Below are 18,219 nucleotides of genomic sequence, written 5' to 3' on the forward strand. Positions count from 1 at the left end.
GTCCTTCGTCCCGTCGCCGGCGCTCCTCGCTCAGGAACCGGTGCCTCCGGTTCCTGAGCGAGCCGAGCGAGACGAAGGGCGCCCCCACCGAACGAGGACACCCCATGACACTCACGCACGACCGCCCCGACACGGTGCCCGCGTCGTCGCAGCGTCCGCCCGCCGACACCGGTGCGAAGCGGCCCTGGCGGCACCGCCTCTCCCGCTTCGACCAGAACGCGTCGCCGTACTTCTACATCTCGCCGTTCTTCCTGCTGTTCGGACTGGTCGGCCTCTTCCCCCTGCTGTACACGGTGTGGGTGGCCGTGCACGAGTGGGACCTGCTGAAGGGCGAGGGCGACTTCGTCGGGCTCGGCAACTTCGTCGAGATCCTCGGCGACGGCATGTTCTGGAACTCGATCCGCAACACGCTCAGCATCTTCCTGCTCTCCGCGATCCCGCAGCTCGCGGTCGCCCTGCTGATCGCCTACCTGCTGGACCGCGGTCTGCGCGCCCCGACGTTCTGGCGCATGAGCGTGCTCATCCCGTTCGTGGTGACCCCGGTCGCGGTGGCCATCATCTTCTCGAGCATCTTCAATGAGGCGGACGGCCTGGCCAACAACCTGCTGAACCTGATCGGCATCGCGGATCAGCAGTGGAAGCACGACACGGTCCTGTCGCACATCGCGATCGCGGTGATGGTGAACTTCCGGTGGACCGGCTACAACGCCCTCATCCTCCTCGCCGCGATGCAGGCCGTGCCGCGCGACCTGTACGAATCGGCCGCGCTCGACGGGGCCGGCTCCGCGCGGCGCTTCTTCTCCATCACGATCCCGACCATCCGCCCCACCCTCATCTTCGTGATCATCACGGCCACGATCGGGGGCCTGCAGATCTTCGCGGAGCCGCGGCTGTTCGACGTCTCCACCGCGGGCGGCATCGGCGGCAGCGACAGGCAGTTCCAGACCACGGTGCTGTTCCTGTGGGAGCTGGCGTTCTTCCGGCGAAACCTCGGCGAGGCGTCCGCGGTCGCGATCCTGCTGTTCCTGCTCATCGTGGGCATCGGCCTGATCAACTTCCTCGTCTCGCGGCGCATCTCCACCGGCGACGCCCCGAAGAACCGCGCGGCCCGCCGTCGCGCCCGCACCAGCAAGGAGGAGGCGCGATGACCGCCACGCAGGCCCTCAGCGTCCCGGAGCGCATCCGACGCCGTCGGGGCGCCGCATCCGGCACCGCCGGCATCGGCAGCCGCCCGGGATTCCTCACCTACGGGCTGCTCGCGGCCTTCGTGCTCGGCAGCGCCTACCCCCTGTGGTGGTCATTCGTGGTCGCCAGCGGCACCAACGCGACCAGGGGGGAGACGCTGCCGCTGATCCCGGGCGGAAACTTCCTCGCCAACGCGGCCAAGGTGTTCGACGCGATCCCGTTCTGGCTCGCACTGGGCAACTCGGTCCTGATCTCCTCGATCATCACGCTCTCGGTCGTCACCTTCTCCACCCTCGCCGGCTACGCCTTCGCGAAACTGCGGTTCCGGGGACGCGACGGGCTGATGGTGTTCGTGATCGCGACCATGGCGATCCCGACGCAGCTCGGCATCATCCCCCTGTTCATGCTGATGCGCGAGCTCGGGTGGACCGGATCCATCGGCGCGGTGATCGTGCCGACATTGGTGACCGCGTTCGGGGTGTTCTTCATGCGGCAGTACCTGGTGGACGTGATCCCGGACGAGCTCATCGAGGCGGCCCGCATGGACGGCGCCGGACAGTTCCGCACGTTCCTGACGGTCGGGGTGCCCGCCGCCCGTCCGGCCATGGCGATCCTCGGCCTGTTCACGTTCATGACCGCGTGGACCGACTACCTGTGGCCCCTGATCGTGCTCTCCCCCCAGAACCCCACGCTGCAGACGGCCCTCAGCCAGCTGCAGTCGGGCTACTACATCGACTACTCGATCGTGCTCGCCGGTGCGGTGCTCGCGACCCTCCCGCTCCTCGTGCTCTTCGTGGCGGCGGGGCGGCAGCTGGTCAGTGGCATCATGGCGGGCGCGGTGAAAGGATGACCCCTATGACGCGTGCCTTCCCCTCGGACTTCCTCTTCGGCGCGGCGACGGCGGCCTACCAGATCGAGGGCGCCGCCTTCGAGGACGGACGCACCGCCTCCATCTGGGATGCGTTCGCGCGCGAGCCCGGCGCGGTGGTCGGCGGCGACAACGGGGATGTGGCGTGCGACCACTACCACCGGTACCCGCAGGACGTCGCGCTCATGAAGGACCTCGGGTTGCAGACGTACCGGTTCTCCACGTCGTGGTCGCGCGTGCGGCCCGACGGCGGGGCCGTGAACCGGGCGGGCGTCGACTTCTACAGCCGCCTGGTCGACGAGCTGCTCGCGGCCGACATCCTGCCCTGGCTCACGCTGTACCACTGGGACCTGCCGCAGGCGCTGCAGGAGGGCGGGGGCTGGACGAACCGCGACGTCGTCGACCGCTTCCTGGAGTACGCGGGCACCGTGCACGACGCGCTGGGCGACCGCGTGAACGTGTGGACGACGCTGAACGAGCCGTGGTGCTCGTCGTTCCTCTCCTATACGGGCGGCGAGCACGCGCCGGGGCACACCAGCATCGCGGAGGGGCTGCTCGCGTCGCACCACCTGCTGCTCGCCCACGGCGCCACGGTGAAGGAGCTGCGCGGGCGCGACTCGTCGCTCAACCTCGGCATCACGCTCAACCACACCGTCGCCGACCCCGCCGACCCGCAGAACCCCGCCGACGTGGATGCCGCCCGGCGCCTGGACGGGCAGTTCAACCGCTGGTTCCTCGACCCGATCTACCGCGGCTCCTACCCCGCGGACGTCGTCGAGGACATCCGCGCGGTCGACCCCGAGGCGGTCGCGCGGTTCGAGGCAGCGGTGCGCGACGGCGACCTCGAGACCATCGCCCAGCCCATCGACACGCAGGGCGTGAACTACTACCACGGCGACCTCGTCTCCGGCACGGCGCCCGCGACGACCGCGACCGCCGAGGAGGGCGGCCCGGCGACCTCCCGGCCCACGCGCAGCCCGTACCCGTCGAGCGGCGGCATCCACGCGGTCGAGCGCGGGCTGCCCCGCACGGCGCAGCACTGGGAGGTGCAGCCGGAGGGGCTCACGCGACTGCTGCAGCGCGTGTGGGCCGAGTACGCCGAGCCCGCCGGGGTCGTGCTGTACGTCACGGAGAACGGCGCCGCCTACGACGACGAGCCCGTGGTGGAGGACGGTGAGACGCGCGTGCACGATGCCGACCGCACCGAGTTCCTGCGCCTGCACCTGGACGCGGTGCTCGATGCGGTCGAGGCGGGCGTGGATGTGCGCGGCTACTTCTACTGGTCGCTGTTCGACAACTTCGAGTGGGCGTGGGGATACGACAAGAGGTTCGGCATCGTGCGCGTCGACTACGACACCCAGGAGCGCACGCTGAAGGACTCGGCCCACGAGTACCGTCGCATCATCGCGGCCAGGGAGCTGGCGCCCGTCCCCGGTGAGCCGGCCAGGGCCTGACCGGGGCGGGCGGCGCGGCGTCGCCCGGCGATCCGTGGTCTCCGGCGGGGCATCGCGTGGTCGACAATAGGGCCATGGAAGAGAGCGTGCGGTGATGTCGCCCAGGGCGACCATCGAAGAGGTCGCGGCCGCGGCGGGTGTCTCCCGCTCGACCGTGTCGCGGGTCGTGAACGGCTCGACGGCGGTGAGCCCCGAGGCCCTCGCGGCCGTGCGCGCCGCGATCGACGACCTCAACTACGTGCCCAACCGGGCGGCCCGCTCTCTCGCCTCTCGGCAGACGCACGCGATCGCGCTGATCGTGCCGGAAGACACGACGCGGTTCTTCGGCGACCCGTTCTTCGCGGCCATCGTCGCCGGGATCACCGGCGCGCTCGGCAGCTCCGACTACCTGCTGAACCTGTTGATCGCGAGCGACGACCCCGGCGACAAGATGACGAGCTTCGTGCGCAACGGCGGCGTCGACGGCGCCCTCATCGTGTCGCACCATGCGAGCGACGGCTTCGTTGACCGGATCGCCGATGCGGTCCCGGTCGTGTTCGGCGGGCGGCCGGTGCGCCGCAGCGCAGGCGACTACGTGGTCGATGTCGACAACGTGGCCGGGGCGCGCGTGGCCACGCAGCGGCTCATCGACATCGGGCGCTCCAGGATCGCCACGATCTCCGGTCCGCTGTCGATGATCTCCTCGACCGACCGCGTGCAGGGCTTCCGGGATGCGCTCGCGGATGCGGGTCTCGCGCCGTGCGCCGAGGAGGAGGGCGACTACAGCGAGGCGAGTGGTGCGGAGGCGGCTCGTCGGCTGCTCGCGTCCGGTCGTCCCGACGCGATCTTCGTGGCGAGCGACCTGATGGCACGCGGAGCGCTCACGGCGCTGCGCGCGGCGGGGGTGCGGGTGCCGGAGGACATCGCCCTGGTCGGCTTCGACGACTCCTCGGTGGCGGTCAGCACCGATCCGGCCCTCACCACGGTGCGCCAGCCGATGTATGCGCAGGGCGAGACCATGGCCCGCGTGCTGCTGTCGCGGCTGGCAGGCGAGGACCCGCCGCAGACGACGATCCTGCCCACCGAGCTCGTGGTGCGCGGCTCGGCCTGACGCGCGCACGGGTGCGGCCCTGACGCCCCCTCATGGCCAGGGATGCACCCGTGCGTCGGGTGGGGGCGAACCCCGCGAACGCATGAACTGAACAGACGTTCAACGTACACGCTACACGGAGCGGCGATATTCTTGTGACCCCGGGAGGTGGTCGCCGCATGGCCCGAACCGACGAGCAGAACCGCCAGGCGCGCGAGCGCGCCCGCGAGAACATCCTGCAGGCGGCGATCGCGGTCTTCAGCGAGCGCGGAGTCGCCGGCGCCAGCATCGCCCAGATCACCTCGCGAGCCGGCGTCGCCCAGGGTCTGGTCAACTACCACTTCGGCGGCAAGGAGCAGCTGGTCGCCGCGGTGATCGACCGCTGGTTCGAGACCGTGCTCGGGCTCGCGCGGGTGGACGGCACCCCCGACGAGATACTGGCCGCGATCATCGACGGCGCCCTCATGGCCACGGCCTTCGCGATGCCGCTCCAGCGCGCCGTGCTCGCGATGCAGCAGCAGCCCTCCACGCACCGGCTCTTCGCGGAATCGGAGCAGCGTCACGCCGAGGCGGCGACCGCGGCGGAGGACGCTGTGCGCGAAGTGTTCCGCGCGCGCGGAGCCGACGACCCCGCGCTGGAGGAGGTCATGCTCCGCAGCACCCTCGAGGGCGTGTTCGTGAAGTACTGCGTCTTCGGAGACACGTATCCGCTGGAGGAGGCGCGGCGCTGGCTGCACCGGCGCTACGGACTGCCGGAACCGGCGGCCCCGATGCCCCTCGACGTGCCGCCGCGGACCGGCGAGCCCCGGCCCCGGGCCACCTGGGCGCTCCGGCCCGACCCGAACGCCTGACCTCGGTGCCCGGTGCGTCAGTCCAGGTGCATGCGCGCGAACGCGCCGAGCACCACCCGTTCGGACTGCACCAGGTAGCGCTCGAGCTCGGCGGCGCCCGCCTCGGCGCCCCTGCTGAGGAAGGTGTCGAGCACGGCGCGGTTCTTGCGCACGAACGGCTCGTGCAGCGCCCGCGGGTCGTCGATCTTCAAGAAGGCCAGACGCAGCTCGGCCGCGACGTTGCGGTACGTGCGAGCCAGGCGCGGACTGTCGGCGAGGTCGACCAGCGCCACGTGGAACGCCATGTTCGCGCTGCCGACCGTGCGCCACGCGGCGGCGTCGTCGCGGGAGACGCCGGCCACGGCGGCCTCGGCGGCCGCGACCGCCTCCCTCATGCGCTGCACGGCGGGGTGCTCCGGCTCGGACTGGCGCAGGGCCGTGCACTCGATGATGCGGCGGGCGCGATAGATGTCGATCACGTCGGCGATCGACGGGGAAGCCACGGAGACCCCACGGTGCGGGACGTGCTCGACCAGGCCCTGCTCCGCGAGCACCCGGAACGCCTCGCGGAGCGTGTTGCGCGACACGTCGAAGCGCTCGGCGAGGGCGGACTCCGACAGGCGGGAGCCGGGGGCGACGTCGCCGTCGATGATGAGCTGACGGAGCACGTCGGCGAGCGGGCCCTGCTGGTTCATGCCTTCATCGTAGGTGCGGGGCGGGCGGCGGGCCGGGATCGGGTCTCGGCGGGAATCACACGACGGCAACCGCGCTGTAGCACGACGGAAACATGATTGTTGAACAATCGGTGTCTGTCCGTTCTACACTGGGTATCGATCCGACACCCACCAACGACGATGGGACCCCCCTATGTCCGAGCAGTCCACCGCCGCCCTCTCCCCGGAGGACGAGGCCCGCGCCGCCCACGCGAAGAAGCGCGCGGGACGCAGTGCCGTCATCGGCGCCATCTTCCTCATGGCCACGAGCGCCATCGGGCCCGGCTTCATCACGCAGACCGCCACCTTCACGGCGCAGATGGGGGCCGCGTTCGCGTTCGCGATCCTGGTGTCGATCCTGGTCGACATCGCGGTGCAGCTGAACATCTGGCGCATGATCACCTCCTCGGGCAAGCGCGCCGGTGAACTCGCCAACAGCGCCATCCCGTTCTCCGGCCACGTCATCGCCGTGCTCGTGGTGATCGGCGGCCTCGCGTTCAACATCGGCAACATCGCCGGGGGCGGCCTCGGGCTCAACGCCCTGCTCGGCATCGACGCGAAGATCGGCGGCGCGCTCACCGCGGCGCTCGCGATCATCATCTTCCTGGTGAAGAAGGCCGGCAGGGTGATGGACGTCGTCCTCATCGTCCTCGGCATCGGCATGATCGTGATGACCGTGGTCGTCGCCCTCATCGCCCAGCCGCCCATCGGCGACGCGCTGCGGCAGACGTTCGTGCCCGACCAGCTCAACTTCGCCACCATCACCACCATCGTCGGCGGCACCGTCGGCGGCTACATCACCTACTCCGGTGCGCACCGCTACCTCGACTCCGGCCACGTCGGCCCGCAGTACGCGAAGCCCGTCATGCGCGCCGCGGCCAACGGCATCCTCGTCACCGGCATCATGCGGTACGTGCTGTTCCTCGCCATCCTCGGGGTGGTGGCCTCCGGCGTGGCGCTCGACCTCTCGTCGCAGGCCGCGAACCCGGCCGGGCAGGCGTTCGGCGCCGTGCTGGGCGACGCGGGTCTGCGCATCTTCGGCGCGATCTTCTGGGCCGCCGCGATCAGCTCCGTGATCGGCGCCGCCTACACCTCGGCCACGTTCCTGTCGACGTTCACCGCGAAGCTGCACGGCGGCTGGCCCCTGCAGCTCGCGACCGTCGCCTTCATCGTCGTCTCGCTCGGGGTCTACCTCGCGATCGGCACGGCCCCCGCGGCGATCCTCGTGTTCGTCGGCGGCTTCAACGGCCTGATCCTGCCGATCGGCCTCACGGTGTTCATGTACATCGGCTGGTTCCGGCGCGACCTGCTCGGCGACCGGAAGTACCCGATGTGGCTGCTGATCGCCGGTACCGTCGTGACCGCCCTCACCTGGTACATGGGTGCCGTCTCGATCGGCCCCATCTTCGCCTTCCTCGGAATCGGAGCGTGACGACATGGCGACCATCGACCTGAACTCGGACCTCGGCGAGAACGTCCCCGACCGGATCGTCAGCGACGACGCCAGCATGCTGCGCATCGTCACGAGTGCGAACGTGTCGTGCGGTTTCCACGCCGGCAGCCCCGAGGGCATCCGCGAGACGCTCGCCGCGGCCGTCGCCGGAGGCGTCGTGATCGGCGCGCACCCCGGCTACCGCGACTACGAGAACTTCGGGCGCACGAAGGTCGACATCGACTCTGCGACGCTCCAGGCCCACGTCGAGTACCAGCTCGGCGCACTCCTGGGGCTCGCGGCCGCGGTGGGCGGCCGGGTCTCGTACGTCAAACCCCACGGCGCGCTCTACAACACGATCGCCCGCGACGAGCGGCAGTCGAAAGACGTGGTGGCGGCGATCCGTGCGGTCGACCCCTCGCTCGTGCTGCTCGGGCTCGCGGGAGGCGTGGTGCTCGACGTCGCACAGCGGGCGGGGCTCTCGGTGGCCGCCGAGGCCTTCGCCGACCGCGCCTACCAGCCGGACGGACAGCTCGTGTCGCGCACCGAGGAGGGCGCCGTGCTGCACGACCCGACCGCGGTCGCCGAGCGCATGGTGCGCCTCGCCGCCGACGGCGTGATCCGGGCGATCGACGGCACCGATGTCGCGGTGTCCGCCCAGTCCATCTGCGTGCACGGCGACAGCCCCGGCTCGGTCGCGATGGCCGCCGAGACGAAGCGCCTGCTGCAGGCCGAGGGCATCACGATCGCCCCGTTCGCCGGAGTCTGACATGTCCGTGCTCGCCACCACCGACCAGCTCACCGCTGCGCGCGCCGCCCGCGCCGCGCACCGGGCGGGACACTCCGCGCCCACCAGCGGCGTCGCGCCGGGACTGACGCAGGCGAACCTCATCGCCGTGCCTGCCGACTGGGCGTTCGAGACGCTGCTGTACGCGCAGCGCAACCCGAAGCCCTGCCCCGTGCTCGAGGTGATCGAGCAGGGCCAGGTGGAGTCACGGCTGGCGCCGGGCAGCGACATCCGCACCGACATCGGCCGTTACCGCATCTGGCGCGACGGCGAGCTCGCGGAGGAGGTGACCGACGCGACGGCCGCGTGGGCCGAGCAGCCCGACCTCGTCGCGTTCCTCATCGGCTGCAGCTTCACGTTCGAGACCGGTCTCGTCGAGGCGGGCATCCCCATCCGTCACCAGGAGCTCGGGCGCAACGTGCCGATGTACCGCACGGCCGTGGACTGCGCGCCGGCCGGACGGCTGCGCGGCGAGATGGTCGTGTCGATGCGCCCGATCCCCGCGGACCGCGTGGCCGACGCCGTGCAGATCTCCGCCCGCACGCCGGCCGTGCACGGCGCACCCGTGCACATCGGCGACCCGGCCTCGCTGGGCATCACCGACCTGTCGACCCCGGACTTCGGCGACGCCCCCGAGCTGCGCGACGGCGAGATCCCCGTGTTCTGGGCCTGCGGCGTGACCCCGCAGGCGGCGATCATGGCGTCGAAGCCGCCGTTCGCCGTGACGCACGCCCCCGGGTACATGTTCGTGACCGACGTGCCCGATGCGGAGTACCGGGTCTGATGCGCATCCTCACGGCCTCCGACGGCGCGCTCCTGGTCGAGGCGGACGACCTCGAACAGGCCATGCGGCTCAACCTCGCGTGGGACGGCGTGCCCGGCGTGGTCGAGCGCATCCCCGGCGCGCGCACGGTGCTGGTGCGCTACGACCCGCTGCGCACCACGGCCGCCGCGCTCGCCGGGGTGCTCGCCGCGACCGAGGTCGACGCCGCCGAGCTCCCCGATGCGGGCGAGGTCGAGGTGCCGGTGCGCTACGACGGGGAAGACCTCGACGAGACGGCGACGCTGCTCGGGGTGTCGGCGGAAGAGCTCGTCGCGCGTCACCTCGCGGCCGACTGGCGGGTCGCGTTCTCGGGCTTCGCGCCCGGCTTCGGCTATGCGGTGAGCGACGACGCGCTGTTCGACGTGCCGCGCCGCTCGTCGCCGCGCACGCGCGTGCCCGCGGGCTCGGTCGCGCTCGCCGGAGCCTTCAGCGGCGTGTACCCCCGCGAGAGCCCCGGCGGCTGGCAGCTGATCGGCCGCACCGACCTGGCCATGTGGGACATCGACCGCGAGCCTCCCGCACTGTTCGCACCCGGGCGGCGGGTGCGGTTCGTGCGGGCCGAGCGGGCCGCGGTCGTCGCGTCGGCCGAGAGCGCCGGCGGCACGGATCCGCGCGGCGGAGAAGCCTCCGCGACCCAGGGGCCGCGCGCTCCCGGAGCCCCCGCGGTGGAGGTCGTGCGCTCGTCGCTGCAGCTGCTCGTGCAGGACGAGGGTCGCGCGGGCTATGCCGCCCTGGGCGTCTCGGCCTCCGGCATCGCGGACCGGGTGGCCCTGCGCGACGCCAACCGCGCGGTCGGCAACCCCTCCGCCGCTGCCGTCCTGGAGTGCGTGGGCGGTGCGGTGCTGCGGTTCCACGGAGCCGGGGTGGCCGCGGTGGCCGGAGCGACCGGGGTCCTCACCCTCACGGACGCCGCCGGCGTGCCGCGCGACATCGCCCCCGGGGCACCGTTCGCCACGGTCGACGGCGACGAGCTCACCCTCGGTCACCCCGAGCGCGGGCTGCGCTTCGTGATCGCCGTGCGCGGGGGGATCGACGTCGCCCCGGCGCTCGACAGCCGCGCCAGCGACACCCTCGCCGGGCTCGGCCCGCAGCCCCTCGCGGCGGGCGATGTCGTGCCGATCGGCACGGCCCCGGTGACCTCGGTGGATCCGGTCGTCCTGCCGCGCGACCTTCCCGCCCCGGGCGACACCGTGGCGCTCGAGATCACGCTCGGCCCGCGCGACGACTGGTTCACCGCGGCCGGGGTCGCCGCGCTCACCGGTCAGGAGTGGACGGTGACGCCGCGCTCCGACCGCGTCGGCATCCGGCTGCACGGCGAGGTGCCGCTGGAGCGTGCCGTGGGCGGGGAGCTGCCCAGCGAGGGCGCGGTGACCGGCGCGATCCAGGTGCCGCCGGACGGTCAGCCCGTGCTGTTCCTCCCCGATCATCCGCTCACGGGCGGCTACCCCATCATCGGCGCACTCACCGATCGCAGCCTCGACCTCGCCGCGCAGCTCCCGCCGGGGGTGCACGTGCGCTTCATCGTGAAGGAGACCCCATGACCCGTGTGCTCATCGCCAACCGCGGCGAGATCGCGGTGCGCGTGATCCGCGCCTGCGCCGAGGCCGGATACACGTCGGTCGCCGTGTACGCCGATCAGGATGCGGATGCGCTGCACGTGCGGCTCGCCGACGAGGCCGTCGGCCTGGGCGGTGACACGGCGGCGAGCACCTACCTGTCGGTCGAGGCGCTGATCGACGCCGCGCGCCGCAGCGGGGCCGACGCGGTGCACCCCGGCTACGGCTTCCTCTCCGAGAGCGCGGCGTTCGCGCGGGCTGTCGAGGGCGCGGGCCTGGTGTGGATCGGCCCGTCGCCGGAGAGCATCGACGCCCTCGGCGACAAGATGACCGCGCGGCGCATCGCCCAGCGGGTCGGCGCACCCCTCGCGGCCGGCACCGACGAGCCGCTCTCCGGCCCGGAGGAGGCCGTGGCCTTCGCCGAGGAGCACGGGCTGCCGATCGCCATCAAGGCCGCGTTCGGCGGGGGCGGCCGCGGCCTCAAGGTCGTGCGGGAGCTGTCCGAGGTGGCGGCGGCGTTCGAGGCGGCGACGCGGGAGGCCGTGGCCGCGTTCGGTCGCGGCGAGTGCTTCGTGGAGCGGTTCCTGGAGCGCCCCCGGCACATCGAGGTGCAGGTGCTGGGCGACGGCCGCGGCGGGGTGGTCGTGGTGGGCGATCGCGACTGCTCGATGCAGCGGCGCAACCAGAAGCTGATCGAGGAGGCACCGGTGCCCGCACTCGCTCCGGAGCAGCGGTCGGCGATCCACGAGGCGGCGCGGGCGATCTGCGCCGAGGTGCAGTACCGCGGGGCGGGCACCGTGGAGTTCCTGCTCGCGGCCGACGGCACGATCTCGTTCCTCGAGGTCAACACGCGCCTCCAGGTCGAGCATCCGGTGACGGAGGAGGTCACGGGCACCGACCTCGTGCGCGAGCAGTTCCGCATCGCGTTCGGCGAGGGTCCGTCGTTCACCGAGACCCCGCGGCCGTCGGGTCACGCGTTCGAGTTCCGCATCAACGCGGAAGACCCCGGTCGCGGGTTCCTTCCCAGCCCGGGGCGGGTCGAGGCGCTGCGCATCCCCGGCGGCCCCGGCGTGCGATGGGACAGCGGCATCGAGGCGGGCGACGTGGTGCAGCCCGCGTTCGACTCCCTGATCGCCAAGCTCATCGTGCACGCGGACACCCGGGAGGCCGCCCTCGTGCGAGCACGCCGGGCGCTGCGCGAGCTCGCCGTCGACGGCCCGGCGACCGTGATCCCGTTCGACCTCCGCGCGATCGACGACCCCGCGTTCGCGACCGACACCTTCGGGGTGCACACGCAGTGGATAGAGACGGTGCTGCTGCCCGCGCTCGACGCGCAGCCGCGACCCGCGGTCGCACCGGTGTCCGGGCTGCAGCGGTTCCCCGTGGAGGTCGATGGCCGCCGGGTCGTGCTCGGGCTGCCCGCGGAGCTGCTGGCGGGGATCGGCCGTCCGGCGACGGAGGCGGCACCGGAGCCTGCGGCGGACGCGTCCGAGCTCCGGACTCCCGCGCCGGGCACGCTCGTGCGATGGCTGCTCGACGACGGCGCGGAGGTCGCGGCGGGCGACCCGGTGGCCGTGCTCGACGCGATGAAGATGGAGACGACGGTCACCGCGCACCGCCCCGGCACTCTCACCCGCCGCGCGGAGACCGGCGCGACCGTCGCGCCGGACGCCGTCCTCGCCACGATCGCCTGACCCGTCCGGCCCGGCCGTCCCGCCCGCGCCCCGTCGGAGTGCGAAAACGCACCTCCCGCACCCCCGCAACGCCCCTTTTCGATCCCGCACCGGTGGCCCGGCACGCCCCTGCCCGTGGGAGTGCGAAAAACGCACCTCCCCCGCCCCCGGGACGCCCGTTCTCGACCCCGCACGCCCCGGACTGCTCCCGCTGTGGGAATGCGAAAACGCACCTCCGACGTGTCGGGGAGGTGCGTTTTCGATCCCGAGAGTGGACGGGACGGGACGGGACCCCGGGCGTTACGCGGGGTCGCCGCCCAGGGGGCCGACGGGCTCGAGGGGCTTCGGGTCGTCGGCGCCGGTCTTGCGGGCGCGGGCGATCAGGTTGCCCAGGTGGTAGATGAGCAGCGCCGCGACGGTGCCGAGCACGATGCCGCCGAACGCAAAGTCGCCGAGCTGCATCGAGAACCCGGCGATGCCGATCACGAGCGACACCGCGGCCGTGTACTGGTTGACCGGGCGCGAGAAGTCCACGCGGCTGTCGACCCAGATCTTGATGCCGATGATGCCGATCAGGCCGTACAGGGCCGTGGTCGCGCCGCCCAGCACGCCGGCGGGGATCGAGTTGAACACCTCGCCGACCTTGGGGGAGAACGCGAGCAGGATCGCGAAGAGGCCCGCCACCCAGTAGACGGCGGTCGAGTACACGCGGGTCGCGGCCATCACGCCGATGTTCTCGCCGTAGGTCGTGGTGCCCGAGCCGCCGAAGCCGCCCGCGATCGTGGTCGCGACGCCGTCGGCGATCAGTGCGCGGCCGGTGTGCTTGTTGATCGACGGGTCCTCGGTCATGGTCGCGACGCCGCGCACATGGCCGACGTTCTCGGCGATGAGCACGAGCACGACCGGCAGGAACATCGCGATGGTCGACCACGTGCCCGGCTCGACGAAGTCGGGGAGCTGGAAGTGCGGCAGGCCGACCCAGGGTGCCTCGGCGATGAGCTCGGCCGGTGTCTTGCCGCCGCGGAGGGCGTTGGGCACGTCGAACGAGCCGGTGAACGCGGCCCAGATGAAGCCGACCGCGACGCCGAGGAAGATCGAGATGCGGCCGAGGAAGCCGCGGAACAGCACCGCGAACAGGATGATCGCGACGAGGGTGATGGTCGCGGTCACCGGGTCGAGCTGGAAGTTGCTCCACGCGGTGGGAGCGAGGTTGAAGCCGATCAGGGCGACGATGGCCCCCGCGACGACCGGGGGCATGAGTGCGTCGACCCATCGCAGCCCGGCGAACTGCACGACGAGCCCGACGACGGCGAGGAGCACGCCGACCGCGACGACGCCCGCGAGCGCCGAGCCGGTGCCACCCGCGGCGACGGCGGCCGTGATCGGGGCGATGAACGCGAACGAGGAGCCGAGGTAGCTGGGCAGCTGGTTCTTCGTGATGAGCAGGAAGATGAGGGTGCCGAGGCCGCTGAACAGCAGGGTCGTCGAGACCGGGAAGCCCGTCAGCGTCGGCACGAGGAAGGTGGCGCCGAACATCGCGACGACGTGCTGGAGTCCGATCGCGACGGTGGCGGACCAGCTCAGGCGCTCGTCGGGACGGACGACCGCGCCGGCCTCGACCGTGCGTCCGTTTCCGTGCAGCTTCCACAGGGCCATGCGGGCTCCTCAGGGTTCGGGGGTGGCGGGAGTGCTGAAGAAACACTACCGATTCCTGAGTGTTGCCTGAGCGCCGATCGGCCAGCCGCTCCTCTACGCGGGTGACGACGTCAGCCGCACCGACGTGCGACGCGTGGAGTAGTCCGGCTCAGGCGCCCAGGCGGTCGATCAGTTCGCGGTAGCGCGCGGTCGTCCGGGCGACGACCTCGTCGGGCAGCGCGGGCGGCTCGCCCTGCTTGTCCCAGTTCGCGGCGAGCCAGTCGCGCACGATCTGCTTGTCGAAGCTCGCCATCCGCTCGGCCGGGGTGGTGCCGGTGCGCCAGGCCTCGGCGTCCCAGTACCGCGAGGAGTCGCTGGTGAGCACCTCGTCGGCGAGGCGCAGGGTGCCGTCGGCATCGGTGCCGAACTCGAACTTGGTGTCGGCGAGGATCAGGCCCCGCTCCTCGGCGATCGCCGCCGCCTTCGCGTACACGGCCAGGGAGGTGTCGCGCAGCTCGGCCGCTCGCTCGGCACCGACCAGCTCGACGACGCGGTCGAACGTGATGTTCTCGTCGTGCTCGCCCATCGGCGCCTTGTACGCGGGCGTGAACAGCGGTTCGGGCAGCCGGTCGCCGTTGTGCAGGCCGTCCGGGAGGGCGATGCCGCACACCGTGCCGTGCTCCTGATACTCGGCCCAGCCGGAGCCGGTGATGTAGCCGCGCACGACGCACTCGATCGGGAGCATCTCCAGCGACTGGGCGAGCATCGCGCGGTCGGCGACCTCCTCGGGCAGCTCGCCCGGGGCCAGGTGGTTCGGCACGTCGAGCTGGGCGAACCACCAGCGGCTGAGGCGGGTGAGCAGGGCCCCCTTGTCGGTGATGCCGGGCGACAGCACCACGTCGAAGGCGCTCACCCGGTCGGAGGCGACGACGAGGATGCGGGTGTCGGCCGGGTCCTCCGAGGCGTAGAGGTCGCGGACCTTGCCGGAGTAGAGGTGTCGCCAACCGGGGATGCTCTGCGCGGTGCCTGCCGTGGGTGTGCTCACCCGCCCATTATCCCGGTCTCCCGTGGCGGCGCCCGCACAGAAGTCAAGGGGAGCGCGGGCCGCGTGCTCCCGGGGCGAGGATCGCCGCATCGAAGGGAGCGGGTATGACGAAGGATCTCGCGAAAGGCGATCGGGTGAGCTGGAACACGTCGCAGGGGCGCACGCGCGGCACGGTGGTCGAGAAGCGGACGAAGGACTTCACGTTCGCGGGGCAGCACTTCACCGCCTCGGACGAGGAGCCGGCGTATCTCGTGGAGTCGGAGAAGAGCGGCGATCGTGCGGCGCACAAGGGCTCCGCTCTGCGTCGGCTGGGGTGAGACGCCCGGAACCGGTATCGCCGCGCGCGACGTGGCGCGGGAGCCTGACCGGGCGTATAGTCCACATGGACTAATCGAGGTGAGGACATGGCGAAGGACCCGGTGGACGCGCTCACGCCGCTCGGCGTGATGGTGCTCGCGCTGCTGCGCGAGAGCGACATGCACCCCTACGAGATGGTCCGGCTGCTGCGCGCTCGGCACGACGATCGGCTCATCACCGTCACCAACGGCACGCTGTACCACACGGTCGCCCGGCTGCAGCGGGCGGGGCTGCTCGCCGAGGTCGGGACCGACCGCGACGGAAAGCGGCCGGAGCGCACGACCTACACGCTCACCGACGCGGGGCGCGAGACGGTGGTCTCCTGGGTGCGTCGCGCCCTGCCCCGCATCGATCGCGAGGTCGACGCCCGGGTCGCGCTCGCCGAGGCCCACAACCTCGAACGCACCGATGTCGTCGCGCTGCTCCACGACCGCCGCGCCGCCCTCCGGGACTCGCACGCGCTGCACCATGACGGGCTCCGCGGCGCCCGCACCAAGGGTGTCCCCGCCCAGGTCCTCGTCGAGATCGAGCGACAGGAGGCGCTGCTCGACGCGGAGCTGCGCTGGCTCGACTCCCTGCTCACCCGCCTCGACGGCGACGATCTCCCCTGGGGGCCGGACGCCTTCGACGACTCCGACCGCTACCGCGCTCAGCGAAAGGCTGCACAGCAATGACCGAATCCCGCCAGGCCGCAGGGCCTCAGACCGGCCCGTTCGCGGCCGGTCACGCGCCGAAGAGCCCGTGGCCCGCCCTGTGGGCGCTCGTCATCGGCTTCTTCATGATCCTCGTCGACACCACGATCGTGTCGGTCGCGAACCCGGCCATCAAGGCCGCACTCGACCCGCAGACCAACAACCTCGACAACGTCGTGTGGGTCACCAGCGCCTACCTGCTGGCCTACGCGGTGCCGCTGTTGATCACCGGACGCCTCGGTGACCGCTTCGGCCCGAAGAACATCTACCTGATCGGGCTCGCGGTGTTCACGCTCGCGTCGCTGTGGTGCGGGCTGTCCACCACGCTCGAGGGCCTGATCGCGGCGCGTGCCGTGCAGGGTCTCGGCGCCGCCTTCATGACCCCGCAGACCATGGCCGTCATCACGCGCACCTTCCCGCCCGAGCGACGCGGTGCGGCGATGGGGCTGTGGGGGGCGACAGCCGGCGTGGCCACGCTCGTCGGCCCGCTGGCCGGCGGCCTGCTGGTGGACGGCCTCGGCTGGGAGTGGATCTTCTTCGTGAACCTGCCCGTGGGTGTCGTGGCGTTCGTGCTCGCGTGGATCCTGGTGCCGAGGCTGAAGACGCACCCGCACCGCTTCGACCTCGTCGGTGTCGTGCTGAGCGCCGTGGCCCTGTTCCTGATCGTGTTCGGGCTGCAGGAGGGCGAGAAGTTCGACTGGGGTGTGATCTGGGGTCCGATCTCGGTGTGGAGCCTGATCATTGCGGGCGTCGTGGTGCTGGCGCTGTTCATCGTGCAGCAGGCCCGCACCCGGAGTGAGCCGCTCGTGCCGCTCGGGCTGTTCCGCGACCGCAACTTCTCGGGCGCGAACGTCGCGATCGCCGCGGTCGGCTTCACGGTCACCAGCATGTCGCTGCCGATGATGTTCTTCCTGCAGACGGCCCGCGGGCTCACCCCGACAGAGGCGGCCATGCTGCTCATCCCGATGGCGGTGCTGTCGGGAGTGCTGGCTCCCGTGGCCGGCAAGATCCTCGACCGCGTCGACCCCCGGGTCATCCTCATCCCCGGACTGCTCTGCGTGGGTGGGGCGCTGCTCTGGTACTCGGCGCTGACGACCATGGACACCCCGATCCTGATGTTCCTGCTGCCGTCTGCCCTGATGGGCATCGGCAACGCGGGCATGTGGGGTCCGCTCGCGACCACGGCCACGCGCAAGCTGCCGCCGCGGCAGGCCGGTGCCGGCGCGGGCATCTACAACACGACCAGGACGATCGGCTCGGTGATCGGTTCGGCGTCGATCGCCGCGTTCATGCAGTCGCGGCTGGAGGCGAACCTGCCCGGACTGTCGGACGCGCCGGCGGGCATCAGCGGGGGCGGGTCACTGCCGCCGCAGGTGGCGGAGGGCTTCGCGGCGGGTATGGCGCAGGCGCTGCTGCTGCCCGCGGCCGTGATCGTCGTCGCGCTCGTGGCCGCGCTGTTCCTCGGTCGCTACGACCGTGACGACGCGGCGGCTCCGGCCACCGCGGCCCCCGCCCCTCCCGCGTGAGCCGGGGGGAGGGTCCAGCCCTCCCCCGACCCGGCTGACGAGGAGATATGCACTGGTCGTGGGTGCCGCGTGAGTGAGCGCAGCTCGACGGGCGGGGGTCGCCATAGCGTCGCTGCATGCCGACGGTGATGCGGGTGCGCGGGTACCGGTTCTTCTTCTACAGCAACGAGGGATCGGAGCCTCCGCACGTACACGTCGAGCGGGCGGAGTTCACTGCCAAGTTCTGGCTGCGGCCGGTAAAATCGGCGGCGGATACGCGGTTCGATGGGCGTGAACTGCGACGGATCACCCGCCTCGTCGAGGCTCGACGGGACAGGATCGAGGAGGCCTGGCATGAGTACTTCGGTGGATGACGCCGTCGCGGTCGATGTCGGGATCGGTCAGGGGGAGCTGCGGGTGCGGATGAGGGACGGACGCACGATCAGTGCGCCCGTGAGTTGGTTCCCTCGGCTCGCGGAGGCGAGCGATGCACAGCGGGCGGACTGGCGTCTGATCGGCGCGGGTGAGGGCATCCACTGGCCGCAGCTCGACGAGGACATCTCGATCGCTGCTCTGCTCCGAGGACGCTGAGGGT

The 18,219-nt window shown here is 71.7% G+C and carries 18 protein-coding genes; 15 read left to right on the top strand and 3 right to left on the bottom strand.

What is annotated here, in order from left to right; genetic code table 11:
- The first annotated feature begins 104 nt into the window (after positions 1-104).
- The 5 genes from ACWGQ1_RS15055 (at position 105) to ACWGQ1_RS15075 (ending at position 5,427) form a co-directional block, all read left to right on the top strand.
- Positions 105-1,148 (top strand): carbohydrate ABC transporter permease, encoded by a 1,044-nt coding sequence (locus ACWGQ1_RS15055; RefSeq protein WP_136036124.1) that lies wholly within the window; start codon positions 105-107, stop codon positions 1,146-1,148.
- Positions 1,145-2,035 carry a carbohydrate ABC transporter permease gene (locus ACWGQ1_RS15060; RefSeq protein WP_136032796.1) on the top strand — a complete coding sequence of 297 codons (891 nt, stop codon included), beginning with the start codon at positions 1,145-1,147 and terminating at the stop codon, positions 2,033-2,035. Before ACWGQ1_RS15055 ends, ACWGQ1_RS15060 begins: the two co-directional genes overlap by 4 nt.
- A 5-nt stretch (positions 2,036-2,040) precedes the next feature.
- Positions 2,041-3,507: a GH1 family beta-glucosidase gene (locus ACWGQ1_RS15065; protein WP_452313231.1), complete on the top strand. Its 1,467-nt coding sequence runs from the start codon at positions 2,041-2,043 to the stop codon at positions 3,505-3,507.
- 91 nt (positions 3,508-3,598) lie between these two features.
- Positions 3,599-4,597 carry a LacI family DNA-binding transcriptional regulator gene (locus ACWGQ1_RS15070; protein ID WP_275090546.1) on the top strand — a complete coding sequence of 333 codons (999 nt, stop codon included), beginning with the start codon at positions 3,599-3,601 and terminating at the stop codon, positions 4,595-4,597.
- A gap of 158 nt (positions 4,598-4,755) precedes the next feature.
- Positions 4,756-5,427: a TetR/AcrR family transcriptional regulator gene (locus ACWGQ1_RS15075; RefSeq protein WP_247982689.1), complete on the top strand. Its 672-nt coding sequence runs from the start codon at positions 4,756-4,758 to the stop codon at positions 5,425-5,427.
- Positions 5,428-5,444: 17 nt separating this feature from the next.
- Here the strand turns inward: ACWGQ1_RS15075 and ACWGQ1_RS15080 are convergent, their stop codons facing one another.
- Positions 5,445-6,101, bottom strand: a complete 657-nt coding sequence (locus tag ACWGQ1_RS15080) for a GntR family transcriptional regulator (protein WP_136032803.1) — start codon at positions 6,099-6,101, stop codon at positions 5,445-5,447.
- Positions 6,102-6,273: 172 nt separating this feature from the next.
- Between ACWGQ1_RS15080 and ACWGQ1_RS15085 the strand changes: the two genes are divergently transcribed.
- Genes ACWGQ1_RS15085 through ACWGQ1_RS15105 form a run of 5 tightly spaced genes read left to right on the top strand, consistent with a single transcriptional unit; the run spans position 6,274 to position 12,411 of the window.
- Complete coding sequence (locus tag ACWGQ1_RS15085) at positions 6,274-7,551, top strand: NRAMP family divalent metal transporter (protein ID WP_136045684.1); 1,278 nt, start codon at positions 6,274-6,276, stop codon at positions 7,549-7,551.
- A 4-nt stretch (positions 7,552-7,555) separates the two neighbouring features.
- Positions 7,556-8,320: a LamB/YcsF family protein gene (locus ACWGQ1_RS15090; RefSeq protein WP_378803269.1), complete on the top strand. Its 765-nt coding sequence runs from the start codon at positions 7,556-7,558 to the stop codon at positions 8,318-8,320.
- 1 nt (position 8,321) lies between these two features.
- Entirely contained in the window at positions 8,322-9,122 is an 801-nt protein-coding gene (locus ACWGQ1_RS15095) for a putative hydro-lyase (protein ID WP_136036120.1), read from the top strand.
- Positions 9,122-10,702 (top strand): carboxyltransferase domain-containing protein, encoded by a 1,581-nt coding sequence (locus ACWGQ1_RS15100; RefSeq protein ID WP_452313232.1) that lies wholly within the window; start codon positions 9,122-9,124, stop codon positions 10,700-10,702. The genes ACWGQ1_RS15095 and ACWGQ1_RS15100 overlap by 1 nt, the downstream gene beginning before the upstream one ends.
- Positions 10,699-12,411 carry an ATP-binding protein gene (locus ACWGQ1_RS15105; protein WP_452313233.1) on the top strand — a complete coding sequence of 571 codons (1,713 nt, stop codon included), beginning with the start codon at positions 10,699-10,701 and terminating at the stop codon, positions 12,409-12,411. The genes ACWGQ1_RS15100 and ACWGQ1_RS15105 overlap by 4 nt, the downstream gene beginning before the upstream one ends.
- Before the next feature lie 279 nt (positions 12,412-12,690).
- Here ACWGQ1_RS15105 and ACWGQ1_RS15110 read toward each other — a convergent pair whose 3' ends face one another.
- The gene (locus ACWGQ1_RS15110; RefSeq protein WP_136032815.1) at positions 12,691-14,046 is read right to left on the bottom strand and encodes a uracil-xanthine permease family protein; all 1,356 of its coding nucleotides are present in this window, start codon (positions 14,044-14,046) and stop codon (positions 12,691-12,693) included.
- A gap of 148 nt (positions 14,047-14,194) precedes the next feature.
- Complete coding sequence (locus tag ACWGQ1_RS15115) at positions 14,195-15,070, bottom strand: phosphoribosylaminoimidazolesuccinocarboxamide synthase (RefSeq protein ID WP_452313234.1); 876 nt, start codon at positions 15,068-15,070, stop codon at positions 14,195-14,197.
- Positions 15,071-15,174: 104 nt separating this feature from the next.
- Between ACWGQ1_RS15115 and ACWGQ1_RS15120 the strand changes: the two genes are divergently transcribed.
- The 5 genes from ACWGQ1_RS15120 to ACWGQ1_RS15140 all read left to right on the top strand — a co-directional run bounded on the left by ACWGQ1_RS15120 (position 15,175) and on the right by ACWGQ1_RS15140 (position 18,215).
- A complete protein-coding gene (locus tag ACWGQ1_RS15120; RefSeq protein WP_136032818.1) occupies positions 15,175-15,387 on the top strand; it encodes a hypervirulence associated TUDOR domain-containing protein in 213 nt (70 codons plus the stop codon).
- Between the two features lie 87 nt (positions 15,388-15,474).
- Entirely contained in the window at positions 15,475-16,101 is a 627-nt protein-coding gene (locus ACWGQ1_RS15125; protein ID WP_136036709.1) for a PadR family transcriptional regulator, read from the top strand.
- Positions 16,098-17,645, top strand: a complete 1,548-nt coding sequence (locus ACWGQ1_RS15130; RefSeq protein WP_136032822.1) for a DHA2 family efflux MFS transporter permease subunit — start codon at positions 16,098-16,100, stop codon at positions 17,643-17,645. Before ACWGQ1_RS15125 ends, ACWGQ1_RS15130 begins: the two co-directional genes overlap by 4 nt.
- 116 nt (positions 17,646-17,761) lie before the next feature.
- Entirely contained in the window at positions 17,762-17,998 is a 237-nt protein-coding gene (locus tag ACWGQ1_RS15135) for a DUF4160 domain-containing protein (RefSeq protein WP_452313235.1), read from the top strand.
- Complete coding sequence (locus ACWGQ1_RS15140; RefSeq protein WP_452313236.1) at positions 17,979-18,215, top strand: DUF2442 domain-containing protein; 237 nt, start codon at positions 17,979-17,981, stop codon at positions 18,213-18,215. The genes ACWGQ1_RS15135 and ACWGQ1_RS15140 overlap by 20 nt, the downstream gene beginning before the upstream one ends.
- The last annotated feature ends 4 nt before the right edge of the window (positions 18,216-18,219 follow it).

Source organism: Microbacterium sp. NPDC055599 (assembly GCF_053618975.1).

Coding starts and splice junctions, on each gene's coding strand:
- ACWGQ1_RS15055 (WP_136036124.1), top strand. CDS start 105: ATGACACTCACGCACGACCGCCCCGACACGGTGCCCGCGTCGTCGCAG.
- ACWGQ1_RS15060 (WP_136032796.1), top strand. CDS start 1,145: ATGACCGCCACGCAGGCCCTCAGCGTCCCGGAGCGCATCCGACGCCGT.
- ACWGQ1_RS15065 (WP_452313231.1), top strand. CDS start 2,041: ATGACGCGTGCCTTCCCCTCGGACTTCCTCTTCGGCGCGGCGACGGCG.
- ACWGQ1_RS15075 (WP_247982689.1), top strand. CDS start 4,756: ATGGCCCGAACCGACGAGCAGAACCGCCAGGCGCGCGAGCGCGCCCGC.
- ACWGQ1_RS15080 (WP_136032803.1), bottom strand. CDS start 6,101: ATGAACCAGCAGGGCCCGCTCGCCGACGTGCTCCGTCAGCTCATCATC.
- ACWGQ1_RS15085 (WP_136045684.1), top strand. CDS start 6,274: ATGTCCGAGCAGTCCACCGCCGCCCTCTCCCCGGAGGACGAGGCCCGC.
- ACWGQ1_RS15090 (WP_378803269.1), top strand. CDS start 7,556: ATGGCGACCATCGACCTGAACTCGGACCTCGGCGAGAACGTCCCCGAC.
- ACWGQ1_RS15095 (WP_136036120.1), top strand. CDS start 8,322: ATGTCCGTGCTCGCCACCACCGACCAGCTCACCGCTGCGCGCGCCGCC.
- ACWGQ1_RS15100 (WP_452313232.1), top strand. CDS start 9,122: ATGCGCATCCTCACGGCCTCCGACGGCGCGCTCCTGGTCGAGGCGGAC.
- ACWGQ1_RS15105 (WP_452313233.1), top strand. CDS start 10,699: ATGACCCGTGTGCTCATCGCCAACCGCGGCGAGATCGCGGTGCGCGTG.
- ACWGQ1_RS15110 (WP_136032815.1), bottom strand. CDS start 14,046: ATGGCCCTGTGGAAGCTGCACGGAAACGGACGCACGGTCGAGGCCGGC.
- ACWGQ1_RS15120 (WP_136032818.1), top strand. CDS start 15,175: ATGACGAAGGATCTCGCGAAAGGCGATCGGGTGAGCTGGAACACGTCG.
- ACWGQ1_RS15125 (WP_136036709.1), top strand. CDS start 15,475: ATGGCGAAGGACCCGGTGGACGCGCTCACGCCGCTCGGCGTGATGGTG.
- ACWGQ1_RS15130 (WP_136032822.1), top strand. CDS start 16,098: ATGACCGAATCCCGCCAGGCCGCAGGGCCTCAGACCGGCCCGTTCGCG.
- ACWGQ1_RS15135 (WP_452313235.1), top strand. CDS start 17,762: ATGCCGACGGTGATGCGGGTGCGCGGGTACCGGTTCTTCTTCTACAGC.
- ACWGQ1_RS15140 (WP_452313236.1), top strand. CDS start 17,979: ATGAGTACTTCGGTGGATGACGCCGTCGCGGTCGATGTCGGGATCGGT.